This window comes from Pseudomonas nitroreducens (assembly GCF_014204515.1).
GTDB lineage: Bacteria > Pseudomonadota > Gammaproteobacteria > Pseudomonadales > Pseudomonadaceae > Pseudomonas > Pseudomonas nitritireducens_A.
In genome coordinates this window covers 166,500-187,699 of the sequence record NZ_JACHLI010000003.1, presented here as the reverse complement: position 1 = coordinate 187,699, position 21,200 = coordinate 166,500, and the positions used below count along the sequence as shown (strand labels likewise).

The window sequence follows — 21,200 nt, the reverse complement described above, 5'->3', positions numbered from 1 at the left end:
CGCCGGGGTGTCGAAAAAGCCCTTTCATGGCGGCGGAAGAGCAGCCTGGGCTGGCGCCGCGCCGATGCGCAGAGCATCGGCAATGCATTGCGCTGAGGGTGGCTTTCAGCGGCTCTTGCCGTCGTATTCCTTCACCGTCAGATCGCCCAGCTCCACGGCCGGCAGGCAGCGCACATTGATCGCCGCCATCGGCGTGCCGTCCGGCGCTGTGGCGAAGGCCAGCGGTGCGCAGCCGCAGGTGGGGCAGAAGCGGTGCTCGATGCGGTGGGTATTGAACGTATAGGTGCTCATCGCACTCTCAGCAGTGGTCAGCTTCAGCTTGCCGCGCGGCACGAACCACAGCAGCGAGCCCTTGCGCCGGCAGATCGAGCAGTTGCATGACACGACTTCACCGACATCCCCTTCCACTTCGAACGCGATCTGCCCGCAATGGCAGCTGCCCTGGTGCACCATGGTCTTTCTCCTTCTCGGGATATCCCGTGGCAAAACAGTGTAGTAGTCGCTTGAATGCCGTCGGTCCGATGGCATACTTCGGCGCCGTCCGGCAGGCCTCTGCGCCGCGTTCTAAGCTGGATTCACCCGCGAACACATCCAGGAGTTCCGTCATGCCGCGCATCCCCCTGATCATCGCCGTGCTGCTGGCTGTCGCCGGCTGCTCGGGCAAGACCGTCAACCGCGACAGCTGCGCCAACGAGCTGAATGCCGCGTGGCACGAGCTGGACCTGGCCAAGGCCGAGGGCTTCGCCGGTACCGTCAGCTACTCCAAGGCCGTTGGCCTGCTGACCGCCGCCAAGACCCAGCAGCAGGTCGAGGCCTATGACGGCTGCGCCGACAAGGCCAGCCGTGCGCGCTTCTATATCAAGGAATCCCGCGCCGGCCGCTGAGCTGCGCATTTGCGGGCCGCCTGCCGCGGCCCGTGTCTTCCCACCGCATTGCCCCGGATGTCCCCATGCAACTCGACTTCACCCAGCTGCCCAAGGCCGATGCCTACCGCTGGCTGGCCTCCACCGTCACGCCGCGCCCCATCGCCTGGGTCTCGACGTTGTCGGCGGAGGGCCAGAGCAATCTCGCGCCGTTCAGTTTCTTCCAGGTCATCAGTGACTCGCCGCCGACCCTGCTGGTGAACACCAGCGTGCGCGAGGACGGCAGCGTCAAGGACACTCTGCGCAACGTGCGCGAGACCGGCGAGCTGGTGATCCACCTGGTCAGCGCTGCCCAGGCCGAGACCATGAACGCCACTGCTGCCTGGCTGCCCCACGGCGTCAGCGAGATCGAGCACACCGGCATCGCTACCGTGCCCAGCGAACGTGTGGCGCCGCCGCGCATAGTCGGCGCGCCGGTGGCCTTCGAATGCCAGCTGGAACAGATCATGCCGTACCCGGCGGAGAATCCTTCCAGCCTGCTGATCTTCGCCCGTGTGCTGCTGGCACACATCGACGACGCAGTGATGCTGGACGAGCGCCACGTCGACCCGGCGAAGCTCGATCTGGTGGGGCGCCTGGGCGGCACCCAGTACAGCTACACCCGCGACACCTTCGGCATGATCCGTCCTAAGTAAACGCTCCTCAGGCGAACTCCAGCTCCAGGCCCAGTTGCCAGTGGATGCCGCCCAGGCGCGCGTCGTCCAGCCGTTCACCGAGGGCGAAGAGTTCCGACAGCAGCTCGTCGCGCTGCTCCAGTTCCAGCCCGCTGTCGTGGACCAGCTCGACGATGCCATGGACCAGGCGCAAGCCGGTCCGGGCATCGAACCAGCAATCCAGCCATTCGCCCTTGACCTCGTCGCAGGCCAGCGGGCAGACGAAGCGGCGGATCGGCAGCAGCCCACGCGCCAGCAGCAGGGGATCGAGGCGCTGCTGCTGGCGGTACAGCTGCGGCAGCTGCAGTTCGTGGGGATAACCGGCGAGGCGACGCTGCAGGACCAGTTGGTAGAAGGCGTTCATCCGACAACCCGAGAGCAAGGGACAGGTGTCGGAATCTGAAGGCTCGGGCCTGTGTATAGCTGTCGGTGATTTCCCTGTTCGCGTCAGGAAAGTCCTGTTCAGTATTCTGGATACGACCTCCGCATGCCTCTGCGCACCATCAATGTGCCATCAACGCCGCCACCTCTATCCCGCGCCCGACGTCGCTCCTAATGTTCCGCCCACTAGCACCGATAACGATCAGGAGACCTTCAAGGATTTCCTGCACGCCATTGCGCAAGGGGGGAGATGCCATGGTTGCATTCGTGCAGCGTCGTCTGGCCGATATGGGTACGGCGAAAAAGCTGGCCATCGGCTTCGGCCTGGTGCTGTTGCTCACCGCGCTGGTGGCGGTGATCGGTGTCACCTCGCTACGGGCGATTGCCCAGCGCTTCGACCTGCTGGGCGACATGTCGACCATCAACCGCGAACTGCTGGAGATGCGCCAGAGCGAGAAGGACTTCGTCATCGACGCCAGCGACGCTTCCGCCAAGCGCCTGCGCGAGCACGCCGGCAACCTGAATGAGGCGGTGGCGCGGCTCAAGGCCCAACCCGACCAGGCCGCTGCCATGGCCCAGGTGGAGCAGGGCGTCGCCGACTACCTGTCTGCGTTCGATAAATTCGAGAAATCCAGCAAGAGCCGGCGCCTGTCGCTGGATGCCGCCACCTGGTCGGTGAACGGCGCTTCCAACAGCCTGGACATCCTGCAATCGAGTCTCGCCGACGACGGTGCCTACGAACTCAAGGAGTCCCAGGGCCAGAAAGGCGAGGAACTGCTGCAGCAGGCTGCCCAGGTCAGCCAGCTCTATCGCCTGGTGCTGCAGGGCCTGAACGAGGCGCGCTCGCAGATGGAGGCCGCCGGTGAGGGGGCTGACAGTGCCGAGAAAGCCGCGGGCGGTCGCATCAAGTCCGCCGCCGAGGCGCTGGAGCTGTCCGCCAAGATGCAGGAGGCCATCACCGACCCGACCTATGTCTCGGTGCTCAAGGACGTCATCACCAACATCAACGCCTTCGTCGAGAAGCTCGACGAGTACACCGCCAGCCTCGATCAGGAAAAACAGGTCCACGCGCAGATGAACCAGCGCGCGGCCCAGGTCATGCAGCAGGTCGACGATGCCTACGCCGCCCAGCGCGCGGCCATGCAATCGCAACTGCGCACCAACAGCGTGATGATCATCGCTTCGGCGGTGCTGGCACTGCTGGTGGGCGCACTGGCTTCGCTGCTGATCACCTGGATGATCGTGCGCCCGCTGCGCCAGGTGATCGGCATGGCCCGGCGCATCGCCGAGGGCGACCTGAGCGTCAGCATCGAGGCGCGGCGCAAGGATGAAGTCGGCCAGTTGATGGGCGCGGTGGGCAGCATGGCCGACAGCCTGCGCGGCATCGTCAGCCGGCTCAGCGAGGGCGTAGGGCAGATCACCGCTTCGGCGCAGGCGTTGTCCAGCGTCACCGAACGCACCCAGCACGGGGTGAACAGCCAGAAGGCCGAAACCGACCAGGTAGCCACGGCAATGAACCAGATGGCTGCCACCGTCCACGACGTGGCACGCAACGCCGAGGAGGCCGCCAGTTCCGCCGAGCAGGCCGACGGCAAGGTTGCCAGCGGCCAGGACGTGGTGCGCCAGACCCTGGGCCGTATCGAGCAACTGGCCGAGGCCGTGCGTGCGGCCACCCAGAGCATCGAGCAGCTCGGCCGTGAGAGCCAGAGCATCGGCAGCGTGCTGGACGTGATCAAGAACGTCGCCGAGCAGACCAACCTGCTGGCGCTCAATGCTGCCATCGAAGCGGCGAGGGCCGGCGAACAGGGCAGGGGCTTTGCCGTGGTGGCGGACGAAGTGCGGGCGCTGGCCAAGCGCACCCAGCAGTCCACGGCCGAGATCGAAACGCTGATCGCCGCCCTGCAAAGCGGCGCCAGTACCTCGGTACAGCGCATGCAGCGCAGTCACGCGCTGGTGGAGATGACCGTGGGCGACGCGGTGCAGACCGAGGCCGCACTGGGCACCATCGCCTCGGCGGTGGCGGTGATCCACCAGATGAACCAGCAGATCGCCGCTGCTTCCGAACAGCAGAGCGCGGTGGCCGAGGAGATCAGCCGCAGCGTCAGCAGCATCCGTGGCATTGCCGACGAATCGGCCCAGGCCATGGAGTCCACCGCGTCTTCCAGCGTCGAGCTGGCGCAGCTCAGCCGCGAGCTACAGGGGCTGGTCGGGCAGTTCCGCCTGTAGTGCCTGGGCGCTGGTCGCCAGCTCGCGCTTGCGCTGCTGGTGCCAGCGGCGGTAGGCGTTGACGCCTGCGCGCACCGAGCTGAACACCAGCGGCGGCTTCACCTCGCCCAGGGCGCCGGAGCGCTTGAGCATCGCCAGGGCCTCGCCGGTCACCCGCGCCAGCGACAGGTGCACGCCCTGGGCGTCGAGCGTCTGCTGCACTTCGCGCAAGGTGGTCAGGCCGCTGATATCCAGGTTGAGAATGCCCTCGGCATTGAGCAGCACTGCGCGCGCGTTCGGCGCCGCGGCCACCACTTCCAGCAGGCGCTGTTTGAAGTAGTCGGCGTTGAAGAACAGGATCGGCGCATCGAAGCGGTAGATCACCAGCCCCGGCAGGGTGTGGGCGTTGGGGTACTGCTCCAGCTCCACCTGGCCGTCGATGCCGTGCACCCAGCCCATCACCGCGTCGTGGGGGCGATAGGTGAGGTAGAGCAGACGCAGCAGGGCGAGCATGATCGCGACGAAGATGCCCGGCAGCACACCGACGCTGAGCACACCCACCGTGGTCAGCACGCACAGACCGAACTCGAACCGGCTCAGCGCCCAGAAGCCGCGCAGCGCGCGAAAATCGATCAGCCCCCAGCCGGCCATCAGCAGCACCGCGCCCAGCGCCGGCATCGGCACCCAGCCCAGCGGCTTGCTGAACAGCAGCAGAACCAGCCCGATCACCAGCGCGGCGACCACGCCGACCAGCTGGCTCTTGCCGCCGACCATGTCGTTCACCGCGGTGCGCGAGTCGGCGCCGCTGATGACGAAGCCCTGGGAAATCCCCGCACCGATATTGGCCATGCCCAGCGCCATGAATTCGTGGTTGGCGTCGACCGCATAGCCGTGGCGGGCGGCGAAGCTGCGCGCGGTGAGCATGGCGCTGCAGAAACTGACGATGGTGATGCCCATGGCGTCGCGGAACAGGCTGCCCAGTTCCTCGACGCTGGTCTTCGGCCAACTCAGGTGCGGCAGGCCCTGCGGCACCTCGCCGAGCAGCTTGATGCCGTACTGGTCCAGGCCGAACAGGGCGGCGAGCAGCGAGGCGAACAGCACGCCCACCAGCGCGCCGGGAATCTTCGGGTAGCGGCGCGGCAGCAGGATCATCAGCGCCAGGGTGCCGATGCCCAGCGCCAGGGTTGGGAAATGGGTGTCGGCGAGGTTGCGCACCAGGGCGATCAGCCCGCGGACGAAGCCGCTGGTTTCGCTGTGGTAGCCGAGGATCTTGCCCAATTGCCCGGCGATCAGGCTCAGGCCGATGCCGTTCAGGTAGCCCACCAGCGTCGGCCGCGACAGGAAGCTGGCGACGAAGCCGGCGCGAGCGGCCCCGGCGGCGATGGACAGCACACCCACCAGCACCGCGACGATCATCGACAGCTGCAGCAGGCGTTCCGGATTGCCCGCCGCCAGCGGCGTGATGGCCGCCGCGACCATGGCGGCGGTGGCGGCGTCCGGGCCGACCATCAGTTGCCGCGAACTACCGACGATGGCGTAGATCAGCATCGGCAGGATGCAGGCGTAGAGCCCGACCTGGGGCGGAAAGCCGATGATCTGCGAATAGGCGATGGCGGTGGGAATCTGCACCGCGGCCACCGACAGGCCGGCCTGGATATCGCGCGGCAGCCAGTCGACACGGTAGTGCAGCAGGCTGTCCAGACCGGGCAGCCAACGGGCGAGGGACATCGAGGGGATCTTCCTTGGAATCGACCAAGGGGAAATCCTAGCTGGAAAGCCTCAGCAGAGCTTGTCGGAAATCATCGAGATAGAGCGCGAAATGCAGAACCTCGGCAAGATCGTGCCGGTGTGGGGAGACTCGTAGGAGCGGACTTCGTCCGCGATGGCTTGCGGCGCGATGCGGGCCTATCGCGGACGGAGTCCGCTCCTACGAATTACGCCAGCAATGGCAGCGGCGTCAGACCTTCAGCACCAGCTTGCCGAAGTTCTCCCCGCTGAACAGCTTGGCCTGGGTTTCGGGGAAGGTTTCCAGGCCTTCGACGATGTCTTCCTTCGACTTCAGCTTGCCCTCGGCGATCCAGCTCGCCATGTCCTTGAAGCCTTCCTGGAAGCGGTGGGCGTAGTCCATCACCACCATGCCTTCCATGCGCGCGCGGTTGACCAGCAGCGAGAGATAATTGGCCGGGCCGCGCACGGCTTCCTTGTTGTTGTACTGGCTGATCGCGCCGCAGATCACTACCCGCGCCTTGGGCGCCAGGCGGGCCAGCACGGCGTCGAGGATGTCGCCGCCGACGTTGTCGAAGAACACGTTCACGCCCTTGGGGCATTCGCGCTTGAGGCCGGCATTGACGTCCTCGGCCTTGTAGTCGATGGCGCCGTCGAAGCCCAGTTCATCGATCAGGTAGCGGCACTTGTCGGCGCCACCGGCGATGCCCACCACGCGGCAGCCTTTGATTTTCGCGATCTGCCCGACCACGCTGCCCACCGCGCCGGCGGCGCCGGAAACGACCACGGTGTCACCGGCCTGGGGCAGGCCGACGTCGAGGAAGCCGAAGTAGGCGGTCATGCCGGTCATGCCCAGTGCCGACAGGTACAGCGGCAGCGGCGCGCGCTGGCTGTCGACCTTGTAGAAGCCCTTGGGCTCGCCGAGGAAATAGTCCTGCACGCCGAGGGCGCCGTTCACTTCGTCGCCGACCTTGAAGTCCGGGTGCTGCGAGGCGACCACCTTGCCCACGCCGAGGGCGCGCATGACGTCGCCGATGGCCACCGGGGCGATGTAGGACTTGGCATCGTTCATCCAGCCGCGCATGGCCGGGTCCAGCGACAGGTACTGGTTCTTCACCAGGATCTGCCCGGGGCCGGGCTCGCCGACCGGGGTTTCCACGTAGGCGAAGGTGTCGCGGGTGGCGGCGCCGACCGGGCGCTGGGCGAGCTGGAACTGGCGGTTGATCTGGGCGGACATGGCAGTGGACTCGGTCAGGGGAAAGCCTAGGTGATAGTCCGCGCGGCGCTCGACGGCAAGTTCCGTCCGCCGGGGGAATGTCCACCCATCGGTTCCAGTGATCCGGCTTTGCGGGAATCATCATTGCCATGGATGCAGCGACGTCGCTCCGCCTGATAGTGCTTCGCGCCCGCGACACGCTGGCTAGACTGCGACGGTTATTTCCACTCCGCTTCGAGGATCACCCATGAGTCAGCTGCTTTCCGGCCAGGTCGCCCTGGTCACCGGCGCCGGTAATGGCATCGGTCGCGCCACCGCCCAGGCCTTCGCCCAGCAGGGCGTGAAGGTCGTGGTTTCCGATGTCGACGCCAAGGGCGGCGAAGCCACCGTCGAGCTGATCCGCGCGGCCGGCGGCGAAGCCACCTTCATCCGCTGCGACGTGACCCGCGACGCCGAGGTCAAGGCGCTGGTGGACGGCACCGTGGCTGCCTACGGCCGCCTGGACTACGCCTTCAACAACGCCGGCATCGAGATCGAGAAGGGCAAGCTGGCCGACGGCGAGGAGAGCGAGTTCGACGCCATCATGGGCGTCAACGTCAAGGGCGTGTGGCTGTGCATGAAGCACCAGATTCCAGTGATGCTGGAGCAGGGCGGCGGCGCCATCGTCAACACCGCCTCCGTCGCAGGCCTGGGCGCCGCGCCGAAAATGAGCATCTACGCGGCCTCCAAGCACGCGGTGCTGGGCCTGACCAAATCCGCTGCCATCGAGTACGCGAAAAAGAAAATCCGCGTCAACGCCGTGTGCCCGGCGGTGATCGACACCGATATGTTCCGCCGCGCCTACGAGGCTGACCCGAAGAAGGCCGAGTTTGCCGCCGCCATGCACCCGGTGGGCCGCGTCGGCCGCGTCGAGGAAATCGCCGCCGCGGTGCTCTACCTGTGCAGCGACAACGCCGGCTTCACCACCGGTATCGCGCTGCCGGTGGATGGCGGCGCGACGGCGATCTGATCCTGCGCCATCGCTTGATGTTCCTGTAGGGCGGATAACGCGCCAGCGTTATCCGCCGCTGATCCGGTGGCGGATAACCTGTTCCAGGTTATGCGCCCTACGCGGCTGAGCGTGTCGGGCAGATCGGCGTGAGTTGAGCCGTCCGGTTTTCCCGGCGAGCGCAGAACTTGCTGCCACAGCGGACGGCCCCCTCTCCTTGGGGAGAGGGCTGGGGTGAGGGGACAAGCCCAACACCAACCGCTATACGGAGCACCTGTAGGAGCGAGCTTGCTCGCGAACGGGTTCCCATGCCGCAGCGGCGCTGGGCGGTTCGCGAGCAAGCTCGCTCCTACAGTTCTGCTAGTACTTCGATGCAGGACGGGTGGGGCACCCAGCCCATCTCCGCGATCGCTCGTAAAGCGCGGTCCTACCCAGTGGCCGCCACAAGATCCCACCCCATTCGCTACAAACTTTCGCACTCTGTTACACGATGAAGTGGTTTTGGCCTGCAAGGCCAGTTACAAGCCCCTCAGAGGCCGAAACAATCGGCCCACCCCAGTTGGAGAATAATGACAATGACCAACGATCCCTTGCTGACGCTCTTCATGCCCATCGCCCTGGGCATCATCATGCTGGGCCTCGGCCTGTCCCTGACCGTTGCCGACTTTGCCCGTGTCGTCCGTTATCCCAAACCCGTACTGATCGGTCTGGTCTGTCAGATCATCCTGTTGCCCCTGGCGTGCTTCCTCATCACCGTCGGCTTCGCTCTCGAAGCGGCGCTGGCGGTGGGCATGATGCTGCTGGCCGCCTCCCCCGGTGGCACCACGGCGAACCTCTACAGCCACCTGGCCCACGGTGACGTGGCGCTGAACATCACGTTGACCGCGGTGAACTCGGTGATCGCCATCCTCACCATGCCGCTGATCGTCAATATGTCGCTGCTGTACTTCATGAACGACGGCCAGACCATCCCGTTGCAGTTCGGCAAGGTGCTGCAGGTGTTCGTCATCGTGCTCGGGCCGGTGGCCATCGGCATGCTCGTGCGGCGCCTGCTGCCAAGCGTGGCGGCGGCGCTGCAGAAACCGGTGAAGATTCTCTCCGCGCTGCTGCTGGCGGTGATCATCGGCGTGGCCGTGACCAAGGACTGGCAGACCTTCCTGACCTATGCGCCCATCGTCGGCGCCGCGGCCCTGAGCTTCAACCTGCTCAGCCTTGCCGTAGGCTATTGCGTGCCGCGCCTGCTGAAACTGTCGAAGCCGCAATCCATTGCCATCGGCATGGAGATCGGCATCCACAACGGCACCCTGGCCATCGCCCTGGCGCTCAGCCCCATGCTGCTGAACAACAGCACCATGGCCATTCCGGCGGCCATCTACGGCGTGCTGATGTTCTTCACTGCTGGCCTGTTCGGCTGGTGGGTCAGCCGTGGCGCGAAGACCGAGGTCAGGGAAGCGACCGTCTGATAGCGGCACTGGAGGGTGGGTGCCGGCCCGTTTGTCAGGTGGCCTGGTCGGAATTTATCGAAAGATAAATCTCTGATTTGGAATTTTTAGAGATTATTCCTACGAGTCGATAGGGGTTATACGGCAGGGCGGTCCGGCGAGTGATTCCAGAATCTGTGTGTCTCCTCCATTGAAGCTGATGGAGGAGCACTCACTCACAGACTAGGAATGCCGAAATGAAAAAAGCCCTGATCTCCTTCACCACCCTGGCCGCCCTGATTGCCGCTGCGCATCAGGCCGAGGCCGCCGACGGTACCCTCACCTTCAATGGCAAGGTTCAGGACGTCACCTGCACCATCAAGATCAACGGCGCTGGCACCGGTGACGGCACCGTTACCCTGCCCACCGTTTCCAAGACTTCCCTGGCAGGCGTTGGCACCACCGGCGGCGACACCAATTTCACCATCGACCTTTCCGGTTGCACCGGCAGCGAAGCTAGCGGCAACCCAGGCGTGGCCGTCTTCTTCGAACCAGGCGCCAACGTGACGTCCCAGGGCCGCCTGAAGAACACCGGCAGTGGCGCTCAAGAAGTCGATCTGGCCATCTTCCGCGATGGCACTTCCCTGCAGCTTGGGACTGCGCCGGCCTCGGCGTTCACCAATCTCTCGGGGACCGGCGCCAGCATGCCCTTCACCGTGAAGTACTACTCGAACTCGGCTACCCCGAGTGCAGGCGAAGTGAATTCCAGCGTGACCTACTCGATTGTGTATCCGTAAATCGAGCGCAATACCTCGCACGGGCCATCGACAATGATCGGCTCATGCGAGGCCTGGATCGTTCGCTTTCAACCCGAGGTTTACCATGAAACGTACGTTGCTCTGTGGTCGAGCATGGGGCTTGCTGGTAGCTGCCTGCTTGATGATCGCTCAGGCGCAAGCCTCCATTGTGATTACCGGAACTCGCGTGGTGTATGACGCGTCCCAGCGCGAAGTGACGGTTAAACTGAGCAATGACGGCCAGTCGCCGATGTTGGTGCAATCCTGGATAGACGAAGGCAATGTCCAGGCGACGCCGGATACGTCCGCCGCACCCTTCGTCCTCACTCCTCCCATCGCTCGAATCGATCCGAGCAAGGGGCAGGCGTTGCGCATCCGCTACACCGGGCAAAAGGTCCTGCCGCAAGATAGTGAGTCGCTGTTCTGGCTCAACGTGCTTGAAGTGCCACCCTCTTCGGCAGAAGGTCAGAACAGACTGAAGATCGCCTTCCGCAGCCGCGTCAAACTCTTCTACCGTCCGGCGGGCTTGCCGGGCAACGTCACAGCCGCTGCCGAGCAACTGCAGTGGCGTCTGCGGCGCAATGGCCCCGACTGGGCCCTGGAGTGCCGCAACGACAGCCCGTACTACGTCACTCTCGGTAAGGTAAGCGTCAGCAGCAACGGGCAGACCGCCAGCCCGACCCTGGACATCAACTCCAGCATGCTTGCCCCTGGCGAACAGAAGATGATGCCGCTGAAAAACTCTGCCGTTCTCGGCTCGGGCGGCAAGGTGGACTACACGAGCATCAGTGACCTGGGCGCAACGATCGAGCATTCCCAATCCTTGAAGCCCTGATCTTCAATCCAGCCCTCCGTGGCGCCTGCCTTAGTGCCAGCGAGTTCGGCTCCGCGCCGCCTCATCCCACTGCCTGCCAATGAGCTCGCCCTTGTCGGGGCGGGGCGAAGCTTCGCTCAAATAGATAGCCAGCTACTCATTAGGAAAAACCCTACAGGGGTGCAGGGAAATTACGGTAGGGCGAGTTCCATGCGAGGCGGAGACTTGTCCCATCGCTCCCGCACTTGCTGAAAAGGCGGAGATCACTCGAACAGAAGGACTCATGCCATGACCCCGTTGCTGAATACCACCCCTGAGGAGACTTCCCGCCCCGGCACGGTCCATCGCGGCAACACCGTGTGCATCTGGCTTCCTCCGACCTGAACCGAGCGGGGCGACCCGCTTAAACCACCTCCGATAACGCTCCTTCTGGACACCCGCCACTGCGCCGGGAGGGAGTTTGGCATGCCCAAAACACGGGGCCGTCTACAGGACACTGGCGAGGCTTGATCATGAACAGCACAGGTCACTTTCTGTTTTCCAAACGCTTGGCGTTCCAGCTCAAACCCCTGGTGCTGGCTGTCGGCATGCTGAGTGGTCTTTGCTGTGGCCCGGTGCTGGCGGGGCCTCACGAGGAAGACGCGACCAGCTTCGAAAGTGACATGCTCTGGGGGCAGGGGGCACGCTCCATGAGCCTGGCGCGCTTCAGTCAAAGCAACCTGGTCGAGCCGGGCGTCTACAACCTCGAAGTGCTGCTCAATGGCACCCCGATGGGACAGCAGGACATTCGCTTCATCGCCGGCGCGCAGCCCGGCCATGCCGAGGCGTGCTTCTCGCGCGCTCAACTGGAGCAGTTTGGCGCCAGGCTCGATCAATTGCCGCAAGACAAACTGACCGGTGATTGCCTTGAGCTGTCGACCCTCATCGAAAGCGCCGGCGCCAGTGTCGATGTCGGCGAACAACGCCTGGATGTAAGCATTCCGCAGGCCATGTTGCGCCGCAATCCGCGCGGCTATGTCAGCCCGGATCGCTGGAACCGTGGTGTCAACGCGGCTTTCCTCGACTACAACGTCAACGGCTATCGCAGCCAGAATCAGGGGCTGGACAGCCAGAACGCCTACGCCAGCCTGAACACTGGGCTCAACCTGGGCGACTGGCACCTGCGCCAGCGTTCCGCATTGAATTGGGACAACGAGCAGGGCAATGACTATCAGGCGCTGGACACCTACGCCCAGCGCGATATCGACAGCCTGCGCTCACAACTGACACTGGGCGATGCCTTCAGTGATGGCGACCTGTTCGACTCGGTCTCCTTGCGTGGTGTACGCCTGCTCAGCGATGACCGCATGCTGCCGGACTCCCAGCGCGGTTTCGCGCCGGTGGTGCGTGGTGTGGCCGCCACCAACGCGCGGGTGACGATCCGCCAGAACGGCTACATCATCCTGGAAACCACCGTCGCCCCCGGCGCTTTTGAAATCGACGACCTCAATCCCACCAGTGACAACGGCGACCTCGAAGTCATCGTCACCGAGGCCGACGGCAAGGAAAGCCACTTCACCGTGCCATTCTCCTCGTTGGCGCGCTCGCTGCGCCCCGGCGTATCGCGCTATGCCACCAGCGTCGGTCAGGTACGCAACCTGACCTATGGCTTCAAACCCATGCTTGGCCAGATCACCTTTCAGCGCGGCCTGACCAACAGCATCACCGGCTATACCGGTGCAACCGTCTTCGATGGCTACGGCGCTGCCCTGCTCGGCGGCGTGCTCAACACCGGATATGGTGCGTTCGGTCTCGACGTAACCAGATCTCGCACCGATCTGGATGACCGGAGCTTCAGTGGCCAATCGGCGCGCATCAGCTACAACAAGGTGCTGCAATCCACTGGCACGCAATTCACCGGCGCCGCCTATCGTTACTCCACCGACGGTTATTTCGGTATCAATGACGCCCTCAACGCACGTGATCAACTGGATGAGTTCGGCGACAGCGAAGGCGGCGTCGATGCCATCCGCCGCGCTCGCAGCCGTGCGGAAGTCAATGTCAGCCAGACCCTTGGCCGTGGCTACCTGTACCTCAATGGCTCGCGTCAGAACTACTGGAATGATACCGGCTACGACACCCAGTTCCAGGCCGGCTACACCCACAGCTGGAGTTGGGGCAGCACCTCCGTCAGCGCCGCCCGTACCCAGGATGCCTTCGGCGAGGCGGACAACCAACTCACTCTCAGCCTGTCCTTGCCCATCGGCGGCGTGGGCAGCAACCGGCCTTACCTGAGCAGCAGCTACAGCCGCTCAGGCGACGGCACCAGCAGCCTGCAGAACACCCTCAGCGGCACCACCGGCAAGGATGGCCAGATCATCTATGGCCTTTCCGCCACCCAGGATCGCCCAGGCAAGGAGGGTGTCAGCAACAGCGTAGGTGGCAACGGTCAGTACCGAGCGTCCTATGGCACTCTCAACGCCTCGCTCAGTCAGGGCAGCGATTATCAGCAGGCCTCCGCCGGCATCAGTGGCTCCATCGTCGCCCACCCGGCCGGCGTCACCTTCGGCCAGACCCTGGGTGACAGCATCGCCATCATCGACGCGCCCGGCGCGGCCGGCGCCCAGGTTGGCAATGCAAGCAATGTCAAGCTGGACGGCAAGGGCCAGGCGGTCGTGCCGTACCTCTCGCCGTACCGGATCAACACCCTGGAACTGGACCCCAAGGGTCTCTCCGACGACATCGAGCTCAAGAGCACCATCCAGGACGTGGTCCCGCGCAGCGGCGCCGTCGTGCTGGTCAATTTCGACACCGTAAGCGGCCACGCCGTGCTGATCCAGAGTCGACAGGCCGATGGCAGTCCGTTGCCGTTCGGCGCCAGCGTCCTCAACGAGAAAGGCGAGGAAGTCGGCGTGGTGGGGCAGGGTGGCAGGATATTCGCGCGGGTCGAGGGGGATCACGGCCAACTGAGCGTGGCGTTGAGCGATGAGCAAAGCTGCCGCATCACGTATAGCACCCAGTTCGCTCAAATGGCCGCCGGGCTTGAAACCTTGGAAGCGCCTTGCGCGCTGTGAATGTAGCGAGGAATTACCCATGAAAACCGCCAACCGGCACTGCAACTCAGTAATCCTGTTCGCTCTGGTGCTTTTGCTGTCCTCGTTACTGTTCGCTTCGCAATCCCAAGCCGATTGCCGTCGCGCAAACACGGGCAGCAGCACTCACCCGACGGTCGACTTCGGCAATATGAGCGAGCCTCGCGATACATCGGTCGGTACCGTGCTGTCCACGCAAATGGTAGACATCGACGATGCCAACTGCGATGTCCTGGCAGGGCAGTCTTTCAACTATGTGATGCTCGGAACCGCCACGGGGCAAGCCAATGTCTATGCCACTAATGTTGGGGGGGTGGGGGTTCGGGTGACGCCGGCAGCCGACAACGGCAACTCGTCCTATGCCCCCTTCGTCACGAAGACGCTCGCCAAGGGCAATCTATTCCTTCAGCGAAAGCTCAAGGTCGAGCTGATTAAGACTGGCACTATCGAAGCGGGCAAGGCCCTTTCCGGGCTGTTCTATACTGGTCGCGCTTCGGCTAAAGGTTTCGGCTCCGATGCTGGATTCAGCGGCGGCGTTTTCCAGAATGTCTCGTGCTCCACAGCCGATGTGCCTGTCACCCTGCCAACCATTTCGGTGGGGGCATTCCGGACTGGCTCCATAGCGGGGTCGACCAACTTTGCTATTTCCATCGACTGTTCCGGCGCGAGCATGGCGACCCTCAACAGTCTCGACTACACACTGAGCAATCGAACGAGCATTGTTGACGTGGCCAACGGCGCTGTTGCTCTTTTGCCAAGCTCTACCAGCAAGGGCATCGCGATTCGAGTCAGTGACGTGAACGATGTACCAGTCCGCTATAACGTCGCCACTGACCTGAGCAGCTTCAATCGTTCGCAGACCCGCTTCAGCATTCCCTTGAAGGCTGCCTACCTGAAAACTGGCACCCCGGTACCTGGAACCGTTGAAACCATTGTAGATTTCACCATTTCCTACCGCTGATCCAGAGCAGTCCTGGGGCCGGTGTTGTACCGGGCTGTCCGATGAGGGTGTCATCAATTCGCCTGAACGAGACCGCCTGGATGAACTCTGCAGAGGATGGGTATCACAAGTCTCGCCCAGCCGACGCGGACCGGTCGGAGCAGCGTTTCCATGTCGGAGCCGGCCCGCCCGCGATTCGCTGGCAGCTTGGCGTTGGGTGGGTTGCGAGCACGCTCCTTCCTGCGCAAGGAGCCAATTCGCCCTGGATGGGTGACCGCTGGGGATACGGAGTCGAGCGATCAGTCGGCCCAATGCCACGCTGGCGCGTCGAACATGCCCTGGTCGCGAATGCGCGTCTGGCCCAGCTCCTTGTCCAGGTGCAGGCAGTTGCACTCGGGGTGTTCTTCCAGCGTGGCGATCAGCCGGCTGGCGTGGGACACGACCCAGACCTGGGTGTGCTTTGACGCCGCGATGATCAGGCGGCCCAGCGCCGGCAGCAGGTCCGGGTGCAGGCTGGTTTCCGGTTCGTTGAGCACCATCAGCGACGGCGGGCGCGGGGTGAGCAGGGCGGCGACCAGCAGCAGGTAGCGCAGGGTGCCGTCGGACAGCTCCGCCGCACTCAGCGGACGCAGCAGGCCGTACTGTTTCAGCGCCACGGCGAAGCGCCCGCCGGGCTGGCAGTCGATCTGCAGTTCGGCGCCGGGGAAGGCGTCGCCGATGGCAGTTTCCAGCGCGGCTGCGTCGCCGATTTCACGGATGGTTTGCAATGCAGCGGCCAGGTCGCGACCGTCGTGGTGCAGCACCGGCGTGCGGGTGCCCAGCTGCGGCTGCCGCGCGGGAGCGTCGGCGTCGGTGCGGAAGTGGTCGTAGAAGCGCCAGCCGCGGATCTGCTCGCGCAGCAGCAGGGCTTCGGGGCAATCCGAGCCGCTGCCGATCTGGGTGAACAGGCTGTCGAAAGTCGGGATGTGCTGCTCCAGCACCTGCCAGCTGCGGCCTTCGCGGGCGCGCAGCAGGGGGCCGTTGCGCTCTACCAGCAGCGAGGCGGGGCGGTACCAGGGGCCGGCCCAGATGCTTTCGTGCTTGATCTCCGGGTCCAGGCCGAAGGCGCTGACCACCGGCGGTGGCGGCAGGCCGAGGGCAATGGCGTAGCCGAAATCTTCACCGGCAAAACCCAGGCGCAGGCGCTTCACTTCGTTGCGCGGGCCGCCCTGGACTTCGACCTCTCCCGAGCGCATGCGCCGCGAATGGGTTTCCGGCCCGGCCCAGAAGGTGGATTCCAGTCCGCCCTCGCGCGCCAGTGCGTTCACCACGCCGCCTTGTGCGGTTTCGGCAAGCAGGCGCAGGGCGCGATAGAGGTTGGACTTGCCGCTGCCGTTGGCGCCGGTGATCAGGTTCAGCCGGCCCAGGGGCAGCACCAGCGAGTTGATCGAGCGGTAGTTGGCGACGGCCAGGGTGTGCAGCATGCGGGGCGATCCGGTTCGGGCAATCGCCCGCATGCTAGCAGAAGGGCTTCAACCGGCGCGGCGCCAGTTCAGCACCAGTTGGGTCAGCAGGCCGGCCACCAGGCCCCAGAAGGCCGAGCCGACGGAGAACAGAGTGAAGCCCGAGGCGGTGACCAGGAAGGTGACCATCGCCGCTTCGCGCTGGCGCGCGTCGGCCATGGCGTTGGTCAGGCCGTTGGTGATCGAGCCGAGCAGGGCCAGGGCGGCGATGGACAGCACCAGCGCCTTGGGCAACGCGGCGAACAGCGCGGCGAGGGTGGCGCCGAAGATGCCGGCGATGCCGTAGAACAGCCCGCACCAGAGTGCGGCGGTGTAGCGCTTGTGCGGGTTCTCGTGGGCTTCCGGGCCGGTGCAGATGGCCGCGCTGATGGCCGCCAGGTTGATGCCGTGGGAGCCGAACGGCGCCAGCAGCAGCGAGGCGATGCCGGTGGTGGAGATCAGCGGCGAGGCGGGCACCTGGTAGCCGTCGGCGCGCAGCACGGCGAGGCCGGGCATGTTCTGCGAGGCCATGGCGACGATGAACAGCGGAATGGCGATGCTGATGGTGGCGGCCAGGGAGAAGCTCGGCGTGGTCCATACCGGCCTGGCGATTTCCAACTGGAAGTGGCTGAAGTTGAGCAGGCCGAGGAAGCCAGCGAGGGCGACGCCCACCAGCAGCGCAGCAAACACCGCGTAGCGCGGCGACAGGCGCTTGGCGACCAGATAGCTGACGAACATCGTCACCACCAGCGCCGTCTGCTGCTGCGCGGCGTTGCAGATTTCGATGCAGATGCGGAACAGCACGCCGGCCAGCAGCGCCGAGGCCAGCGAGCCGGGTACCTGGCGCATCAGGCGCTCGAAGCTGCCGGTGACGCCGCAGAGGGTGATCAGCGCGGCGCAGACGATGAACGCGCCGATGGCCTCGCCATAGGGCACGCCGGGCAGGCTGCTGATCAGCAGCGCGGCGCCGGGGGTGGACCAGGCGATGACGATGGGCGTGCGGTAGCGCAGGGTCAGGCCGATGGTGGTCAGGGCCATGCCGATGGACAGCGCCCAGATCCACGAGGAAATCTGCGCGGTGCTCAGCCCCGCCGCCTGGCCGGCCTGGAACATCAGCACCAGCGAGCTGGTATAGCCGGTGAGCATGGCGACGAACCCGGCGACGATGGCGGCGGGGGAGGAGTCGGCCAGCGGGCGCAGCGGCGCGGAGGCGGGGGTGGTGTCAGTCATGCACGAACTTCCATCAGGTGCGGGTGAACAGAGGGTAGAGCGAAGCGACCAGCAGCGCCGCCATGCCGAAGTTGAACAGGCGCAGCCGCAGCGGGTCTTCCAGCCAGCGCCGCAGCAGGCTGCCGAGCACCGTCCAGACGCCGACGCTGGGCAGGTTGACCACGGCGAACAGGGTGGCGATCAGCACCACGTTGCCGATCCAGCTGTTGGCCGGCAGGTAGGTGGCGATGGCGCCCACGGCCATCACCCAGGCCTTGGGGTTGACCCACTGGAAGGCAGCGGCCTGGAGAAAGGTCATGGGTTTGGCGCTGTGCTCGCCTTTTGCCTCGGGAGCGCCGGAGCGGGCGATCTTCCACGCCAGGTACAGCAGGTAGGCTCCGCCGGCGTAGCGCAGTGTTGTGTAGCTGGCCGGGAAGCGCTCGAACAGCTGGTGCAGGCCCAGGCCCACGGCGACCACCAGCAGCAGGAAGCCGATGCTGATGCCAAGCATGTGCGGGATGGTGCGGCGCACGCCGAAGTTCACGCCCGAGGCCAGCAGCATCATGTTGTTGGGGCCGGGGGTGATGGAGGTGACGAAGGCGAACAGCACGAAGGCGCCGAGGAGTTCGAGGGGCATGGCGGCATACCGGTATTGTTGTAGGTCCAGCGGGCTTCTTTGGAAGCGCTGTGCCGGGGTTCCCTCTCCCTAACCCTCTCCCTTAAGGGAGAGGGGACTGTACGGCGCGGGCTTGAACCATAGCGTCAGCCGGTGCGGACAGTCCTCTCTCCTTGTCAGGAGAGGGGCCGTTTGTGCAGGTTGAATCCGAAGTATCAGTCGGCACTAACAGCTCCCTCTCCCTTCAGGGAGAGGGCGGGGGAGAGGGCAGCCCCGCAGAGGATTTCAATGGGAACCAGCCTAATCCCGCCAACGCGGAACTGTCCCATAACAGCCAGCCGCCGAGTGGCCCGTACAGTGCGAGCGGCAGTGGCGCGTGCGCAGATGCGCCGGTAGGGTGCGGGAAAGCCGTACAACCGTTGGAGGATTGCCACCATGGAAGAGAATCCCTACGCCGCCCCCAAGGTCGAACTGGTGGATCAGAGCGCTCCGGGGGCATTTCTCGGCGGGCGCTGGAGTCCCGGTCACCTGCGCCTGCTCGCGGGCCTGAGCCTGGCCCTGCTGCTGTGCAACGTCGTGCTCTTCGTCCTGTCCTTCGCTGCGGCGCTGCACGAGTCGACTACCTGGCAACGCTACGAACTCTGGGTCGGCGTGCTCAGCACCGTGCTCGGCTGCTTCCTGCTCTGGCGCGCCCGCCGCTTCCTCGAGGATCGTTTCAATGCCCGTGGGCTGGCCTGGCCCGTCGGGCTGTCGATTGCCATCGCGCTGGTCATGCAGGTCTACAGCCTGATTTTCGACGAGCAGCTCAGCGGTGAATTCAACGGCGCGCTGATGGGCTTCATGGCGCTGTTCGTGCCGACCGGCATCGTCACCCTGTGGTACGGCGTCCGCCTGCTGAAGATCGAGCTGCCGTATCCGTCGGTGAAGATCATGGGCTGGCTGGAAGTCAGCTCCGGCGTGTGCCTGCTCAGCGTGCTGCTGTTCCTGCCCGGCACCGCGCTGGCGATGGCCAGCCTGCTGCCGCTGGCGCTGATGTTCCTGCGCGCGGCCCGCGAGCTGGAAAGCGCTGTGCGCTAGTCCTCGTCCTGCGACCAGGCGATGGCCTGGTTCACCGCCAGCCAGCCGCGTACCGCGTCCTCCCCGGCCTCGTCGAAGGCCAGTTGCAGCAGCCGGCCCTGCTCCAGGCGCAGGGCCTTTTCCAGCTTGCCGCCTTCGGCGGTCAGTGCCAGCAGGCGCTTGCGCTTGTCGTTGTCGCAGGCTTCGCTGCTGATCAGTTCGCGCTCCAGCAGCTGGCGCAGCGGTACGTTCAGCGCCTGCTTGGTCACCCCCAGGGCGCCCAGCAACTGGCTGACGCTCAACCCGGGATTGCGTGCGATGAAGAACAGGATGCGGTGGTGCACCCTGCCCAGGCCGCGTTGTTCGAGCATCTCGTCGGGTTTCGCGGTGAAGGCCCGGTAGCTGTAGAAGAAGGCTTCCATGGCCTGCAGCTGCAGGGCGTTTTTTATTAGGTCAGGCATATTGACGTTTCCAGCGCCGGCGTCGTAGCTTCGGTCAAGCAGTTTGACTCATTCTTCCGTGCTCCCGCTACCGGTGACCCCCATGGCCTTCTCCGAACGCATCGCCCGACTGAAAAGCTCCCTGATCCGTGAAATCCTCGCCGCGGCGCAGCGCCCGGAGGTGATGTCCTTCGCTGGCGGCCTGCCTGCCGAGCCGATGTTGCCGAAGGTGAACTGGGACGCGATGCCGGCGAGCATGGGCCAGTACGGCATGAGCGAAGGCGAGCCGGCTCTGCGCGAAGCCATCGCCGCCGAGGCGCGCGCCCTGGGCGTGCCCTGCGAGGCGAGCCAGGTGCTGATCGTCAGCGGCTCGCAGCAGACGCTGGACCTGGCCAGCAAGCTGTTCATCGATCCGGGCACCGAGGTGCTGCTCGAAGCGCCGACCTACCTTGCCGCGCTGCAGGCCTTCCAGCTGTTCGGCGCGAACTGCCTGACCGTGCCGCTGGGCGCCGAAGGCCCCGACGTTGCCGCGCTGCGCCAGCGCCTGCAGACCAGCAAGCCGGCCTTCGCCTACCTGATTCCAACCTTCCAGAATCCGTCCGGCGTGCGCTACAGCGAGCAGCGTCGCGATGAAGTGGCCGCGGTGCTCGACGAGTTCGGCGTGACGCTGATCGAGGACGAACCCTACCGCGAACTGGTGTTCGACGCGGGCGCCGCGACCCCGCTGGTCAGCCGCCTGAAGAAATCCAGCTGGATCTACACCGGCACCGTCTCCAAGACGCTGCTGCCGGGCCTGCGCGTGGGCTTTTTGATCGCCACCCCCGACCTGTTCCCGCACCTGCTGCGTCTGAAGCAGTCCGCCGACCTGCACACCAACCGCGTCGGCCAGTGGCAGGCGCTGCAATGGTTCGGCAGCGAGGCTTATCGCGGCCACCTGGCCGAGCTGCGCGACTTCTACCGCATCCGCCGCGATGCGATGCAGGCGCAGCTCGAAGAGCACTTCGCCGAGCTGGCGCAGTGGAACGTGCCCCAGGGTGGGCTGTTCTTCTGGCTCAAGCTCCGGCAACCGCTGGATACCCGCACGCTGCTGGATGCGGCGCTGGCGCAGAACGTGGCCTTCATGCCGGGCGAGCCTTTCTTCACCGACCCGGATGCCAATCCCGGCTATTTGCGGCTTAACTTCAGCCACGTGGCGCCGGAACGTGCCGGCGAAGGCTTGCGTCGCCTGGCCGCGGTGATCCGCGACGCCCAGGCCCAGTGAGGA

General features: G+C 65.1%; 19 protein-coding genes and 1 pseudogene. 12 read left to right on the top strand and 8 right to left on the bottom strand.

Annotated features, from left to right (window positions below):
• Window positions 1-105 precede the first annotated feature (105 nt).
• The gene (locus tag HNP46_RS05665) at window positions 106-453 is read right to left on the bottom strand and encodes a GFA family protein (RefSeq protein ID WP_184586654.1); all 348 of its coding nucleotides are present in this window, start codon (window positions 451-453) and stop codon (window positions 106-108) included.
• A gap of 152 nt (window positions 454-605) precedes the next feature.
• Here HNP46_RS05665 and HNP46_RS05660 point away from each other — a divergent pair, with 152 nt between their 5' ends.
• Together HNP46_RS05660 and HNP46_RS05655 are read left to right on the top strand one after the other, a co-directional pair.
• Window positions 606-884: a hypothetical protein gene (locus HNP46_RS05660; RefSeq protein ID WP_184586652.1), complete on the top strand. Its 279-nt coding sequence runs from the start codon at window positions 606-608 to the stop codon at window positions 882-884.
• Between the two features lie 65 nt (window positions 885-949).
• Window positions 950-1,558 carry a flavin reductase family protein gene (locus HNP46_RS05655; protein WP_184586650.1) on the top strand — a complete coding sequence of 203 codons (609 nt, stop codon included), beginning with the start codon at window positions 950-952 and terminating at the stop codon, window positions 1,556-1,558.
• A 7-nt stretch (window positions 1,559-1,565) separates the two neighbouring features.
• On the opposite strand, the gene HNP46_RS05650 is transcribed toward HNP46_RS05655, so the two are convergent.
• Window positions 1,566-1,940: a hypothetical protein gene (locus HNP46_RS05650; protein ID WP_184586648.1), complete on the bottom strand. Its 375-nt coding sequence runs from the start codon at window positions 1,938-1,940 to the stop codon at window positions 1,566-1,568.
• A 191-nt stretch (window positions 1,941-2,131) separates the two neighbouring features.
• Between HNP46_RS05650 and HNP46_RS36150 the strand changes: the two are divergent.
• Window positions 2,132-3,325: pseudogene (locus HNP46_RS36150) on the top strand (HAMP domain-containing protein); the annotation flags it as partial.
• Window positions 3,302-4,183: a methyl-accepting chemotaxis protein gene (locus HNP46_RS36145; RefSeq protein WP_409372406.1), complete on the top strand. Its 882-nt coding sequence runs from the start codon at window positions 3,302-3,304 to the stop codon at window positions 4,181-4,183. The pseudogene HNP46_RS36150 and the gene HNP46_RS36145, both read left to right, overlap by 24 nt.
• On the opposite strand, the gene HNP46_RS05640 is transcribed toward HNP46_RS36145, so the two are convergent.
• On the bottom strand, window positions 4,151-5,890 hold the full coding sequence (locus tag HNP46_RS05640; protein WP_184586644.1) for a SulP family inorganic anion transporter: 1,740 nt from the start codon (window positions 5,888-5,890) through the stop codon (window positions 4,151-4,153). The two genes, HNP46_RS36145 and HNP46_RS05640, sit on opposite strands and share 33 nt — an antisense overlap.
• A gap of 229 nt (window positions 5,891-6,119) precedes the next feature.
• Entirely contained in the window at window positions 6,120-7,124 is a 1,005-nt protein-coding gene (locus HNP46_RS05635) for an NADP-dependent oxidoreductase (protein WP_184586642.1), read from the bottom strand.
• Window positions 7,125-7,350: 226 nt separating this feature from the next.
• Between HNP46_RS05635 and HNP46_RS05630 the strand changes: the two genes are divergently transcribed.
• The 6 genes from HNP46_RS05630 (at window position 7,351) to HNP46_RS05605 (ending at window position 15,155) form a co-directional block, all read left to right on the top strand.
• Window positions 7,351-8,112, top strand: coding sequence for an SDR family oxidoreductase (locus tag HNP46_RS05630; RefSeq protein ID WP_184586640.1), 762 nt, complete (start codon window positions 7,351-7,353; stop codon window positions 8,110-8,112).
• 554 nt (window positions 8,113-8,666) lie between these two features.
• On the top strand, window positions 8,667-9,554 hold the full coding sequence (locus HNP46_RS05625; RefSeq protein WP_184586638.1) for a bile acid:sodium symporter family protein: 888 nt from the start codon (window positions 8,667-8,669) through the stop codon (window positions 9,552-9,554).
• Between the two features lie 215 nt (window positions 9,555-9,769).
• The gene (locus HNP46_RS05620; protein ID WP_184586637.1) at window positions 9,770-10,309 is read left to right on the top strand and encodes a fimbrial protein; all 540 of its coding nucleotides are present in this window, start codon (window positions 9,770-9,772) and stop codon (window positions 10,307-10,309) included.
• Between the two features lie 85 nt (window positions 10,310-10,394).
• Complete coding sequence (locus HNP46_RS05615; RefSeq protein ID WP_184586635.1) at window positions 10,395-11,144, top strand: fimbrial biogenesis chaperone; 750 nt, start codon at window positions 10,395-10,397, stop codon at window positions 11,142-11,144.
• A 491-nt stretch (window positions 11,145-11,635) separates the two neighbouring features.
• Complete coding sequence (locus HNP46_RS05610) at window positions 11,636-14,176, top strand: fimbria/pilus outer membrane usher protein (protein WP_184586633.1); 2,541 nt, start codon at window positions 11,636-11,638, stop codon at window positions 14,174-14,176.
• Window positions 14,177-14,195: 19 nt separating this feature from the next.
• Window positions 14,196-15,155, top strand: a complete 960-nt coding sequence (locus tag HNP46_RS05605) for a fimbrial protein (RefSeq protein WP_184586631.1) — start codon at window positions 14,196-14,198, stop codon at window positions 15,153-15,155.
• 278 nt (window positions 15,156-15,433) lie between these two features.
• On the opposite strand, the gene HNP46_RS05600 is transcribed toward HNP46_RS05605, so the two are convergent.
• The 3 genes from HNP46_RS05600 to HNP46_RS05590 are packed head-to-tail and all read right to left on the bottom strand — an operon-like array spanning window position 15,434 to window position 18,461.
• Window positions 15,434-16,597, bottom strand: a complete 1,164-nt coding sequence (locus tag HNP46_RS05600) for an AAA family ATPase (RefSeq protein ID WP_184586629.1) — start codon at window positions 16,595-16,597, stop codon at window positions 15,434-15,436.
• A 48-nt stretch (window positions 16,598-16,645) separates the two neighbouring features.
• The gene (locus tag HNP46_RS05595) at window positions 16,646-17,845 is read right to left on the bottom strand and encodes a benzoate/H(+) symporter BenE family transporter (protein ID WP_184586627.1); all 1,200 of its coding nucleotides are present in this window, start codon (window positions 17,843-17,845) and stop codon (window positions 16,646-16,648) included.
• Window positions 17,846-17,858: 13 nt separating this feature from the next.
• A complete protein-coding gene (locus HNP46_RS05590) occupies window positions 17,859-18,461 on the bottom strand; it encodes a LysE family translocator (protein ID WP_184586625.1) in 603 nt (200 codons plus the stop codon).
• A 414-nt stretch (window positions 18,462-18,875) separates the two neighbouring features.
• Here HNP46_RS05590 and HNP46_RS05585 point away from each other — a divergent pair, with 414 nt between their 5' ends.
• The gene (locus HNP46_RS05585; protein WP_184586623.1) at window positions 18,876-19,517 is read left to right on the top strand and encodes a hypothetical protein; all 642 of its coding nucleotides are present in this window, start codon (window positions 18,876-18,878) and stop codon (window positions 19,515-19,517) included.
• On the opposite strand, the gene HNP46_RS05580 is transcribed toward HNP46_RS05585, so the two are convergent.
• Entirely contained in the window at window positions 19,514-19,957 is a 444-nt protein-coding gene (locus HNP46_RS05580) for a MarR family winged helix-turn-helix transcriptional regulator (protein WP_184586621.1), read from the bottom strand. The genes HNP46_RS05585 and HNP46_RS05580 overlap by 4 nt on opposite strands.
• 82 nt (window positions 19,958-20,039) lie before the next feature.
• Between HNP46_RS05580 and HNP46_RS05575 the strand changes: the two genes are divergently transcribed.
• Window positions 20,040-21,197 carry a PLP-dependent aminotransferase family protein gene (locus tag HNP46_RS05575; RefSeq protein WP_184586620.1) on the top strand — a complete coding sequence of 386 codons (1,158 nt, stop codon included), beginning with the start codon at window positions 20,040-20,042 and terminating at the stop codon, window positions 21,195-21,197.
• Window positions 21,198-21,200: the final 3 nt, after the last annotated feature.

Bases quoted from the DNA above. Each gene is read 5' to 3' on its own strand.
- HNP46_RS05665 (WP_184586654.1), bottom strand. From the start codon at position 453: ATGGTGCACCAGGGCAGCTGCCATTGCGGGCAGATCGCGTTCGAAGTG.
- HNP46_RS05660 (WP_184586652.1), top strand. From the start codon at position 606: ATGCCGCGCATCCCCCTGATCATCGCCGTGCTGCTGGCTGTCGCCGGC.
- HNP46_RS05655 (WP_184586650.1), top strand. From the start codon at position 950: ATGCAACTCGACTTCACCCAGCTGCCCAAGGCCGATGCCTACCGCTGG.
- HNP46_RS05650 (WP_184586648.1), bottom strand. From the start codon at position 1,940: ATGAACGCCTTCTACCAACTGGTCCTGCAGCGTCGCCTCGCCGGTTAT.
- HNP46_RS36145 (WP_409372406.1), top strand. From the start codon at position 3,302: ATGGGCGCGGTGGGCAGCATGGCCGACAGCCTGCGCGGCATCGTCAGC.
- HNP46_RS05640 (WP_184586644.1), bottom strand. From the start codon at position 5,890: ATGTCCCTCGCCCGTTGGCTGCCCGGTCTGGACAGCCTGCTGCACTAC.
- HNP46_RS05635 (WP_184586642.1), bottom strand. From the start codon at position 7,124: ATGTCCGCCCAGATCAACCGCCAGTTCCAGCTCGCCCAGCGCCCGGTC.
- HNP46_RS05630 (WP_184586640.1), top strand. From the start codon at position 7,351: ATGAGTCAGCTGCTTTCCGGCCAGGTCGCCCTGGTCACCGGCGCCGGT.
- HNP46_RS05625 (WP_184586638.1), top strand. From the start codon at position 8,667: ATGACCAACGATCCCTTGCTGACGCTCTTCATGCCCATCGCCCTGGGC.
- HNP46_RS05620 (WP_184586637.1), top strand. From the start codon at position 9,770: ATGAAAAAAGCCCTGATCTCCTTCACCACCCTGGCCGCCCTGATTGCC.
- HNP46_RS05615 (WP_184586635.1), top strand. From the start codon at position 10,395: ATGAAACGTACGTTGCTCTGTGGTCGAGCATGGGGCTTGCTGGTAGCT.
- HNP46_RS05610 (WP_184586633.1), top strand. From the start codon at position 11,636: ATGAACAGCACAGGTCACTTTCTGTTTTCCAAACGCTTGGCGTTCCAG.
- HNP46_RS05605 (WP_184586631.1), top strand. From the start codon at position 14,196: ATGAAAACCGCCAACCGGCACTGCAACTCAGTAATCCTGTTCGCTCTG.
- HNP46_RS05600 (WP_184586629.1), bottom strand. From the start codon at position 16,597: ATGCTGCACACCCTGGCCGTCGCCAACTACCGCTCGATCAACTCGCTG.
- HNP46_RS05595 (WP_184586627.1), bottom strand. From the start codon at position 17,845: ATGACTGACACCACCCCCGCCTCCGCGCCGCTGCGCCCGCTGGCCGAC.
- HNP46_RS05590 (WP_184586625.1), bottom strand. From the start codon at position 18,461: ATGCCCCTCGAACTCCTCGGCGCCTTCGTGCTGTTCGCCTTCGTCACC.
- HNP46_RS05585 (WP_184586623.1), top strand. From the start codon at position 18,876: ATGGAAGAGAATCCCTACGCCGCCCCCAAGGTCGAACTGGTGGATCAG.
- HNP46_RS05580 (WP_184586621.1), bottom strand. From the start codon at position 19,957: ATGCCTGACCTAATAAAAAACGCCCTGCAGCTGCAGGCCATGGAAGCC.
- HNP46_RS05575 (WP_184586620.1), top strand. From the start codon at position 20,040: ATGGCCTTCTCCGAACGCATCGCCCGACTGAAAAGCTCCCTGATCCGT.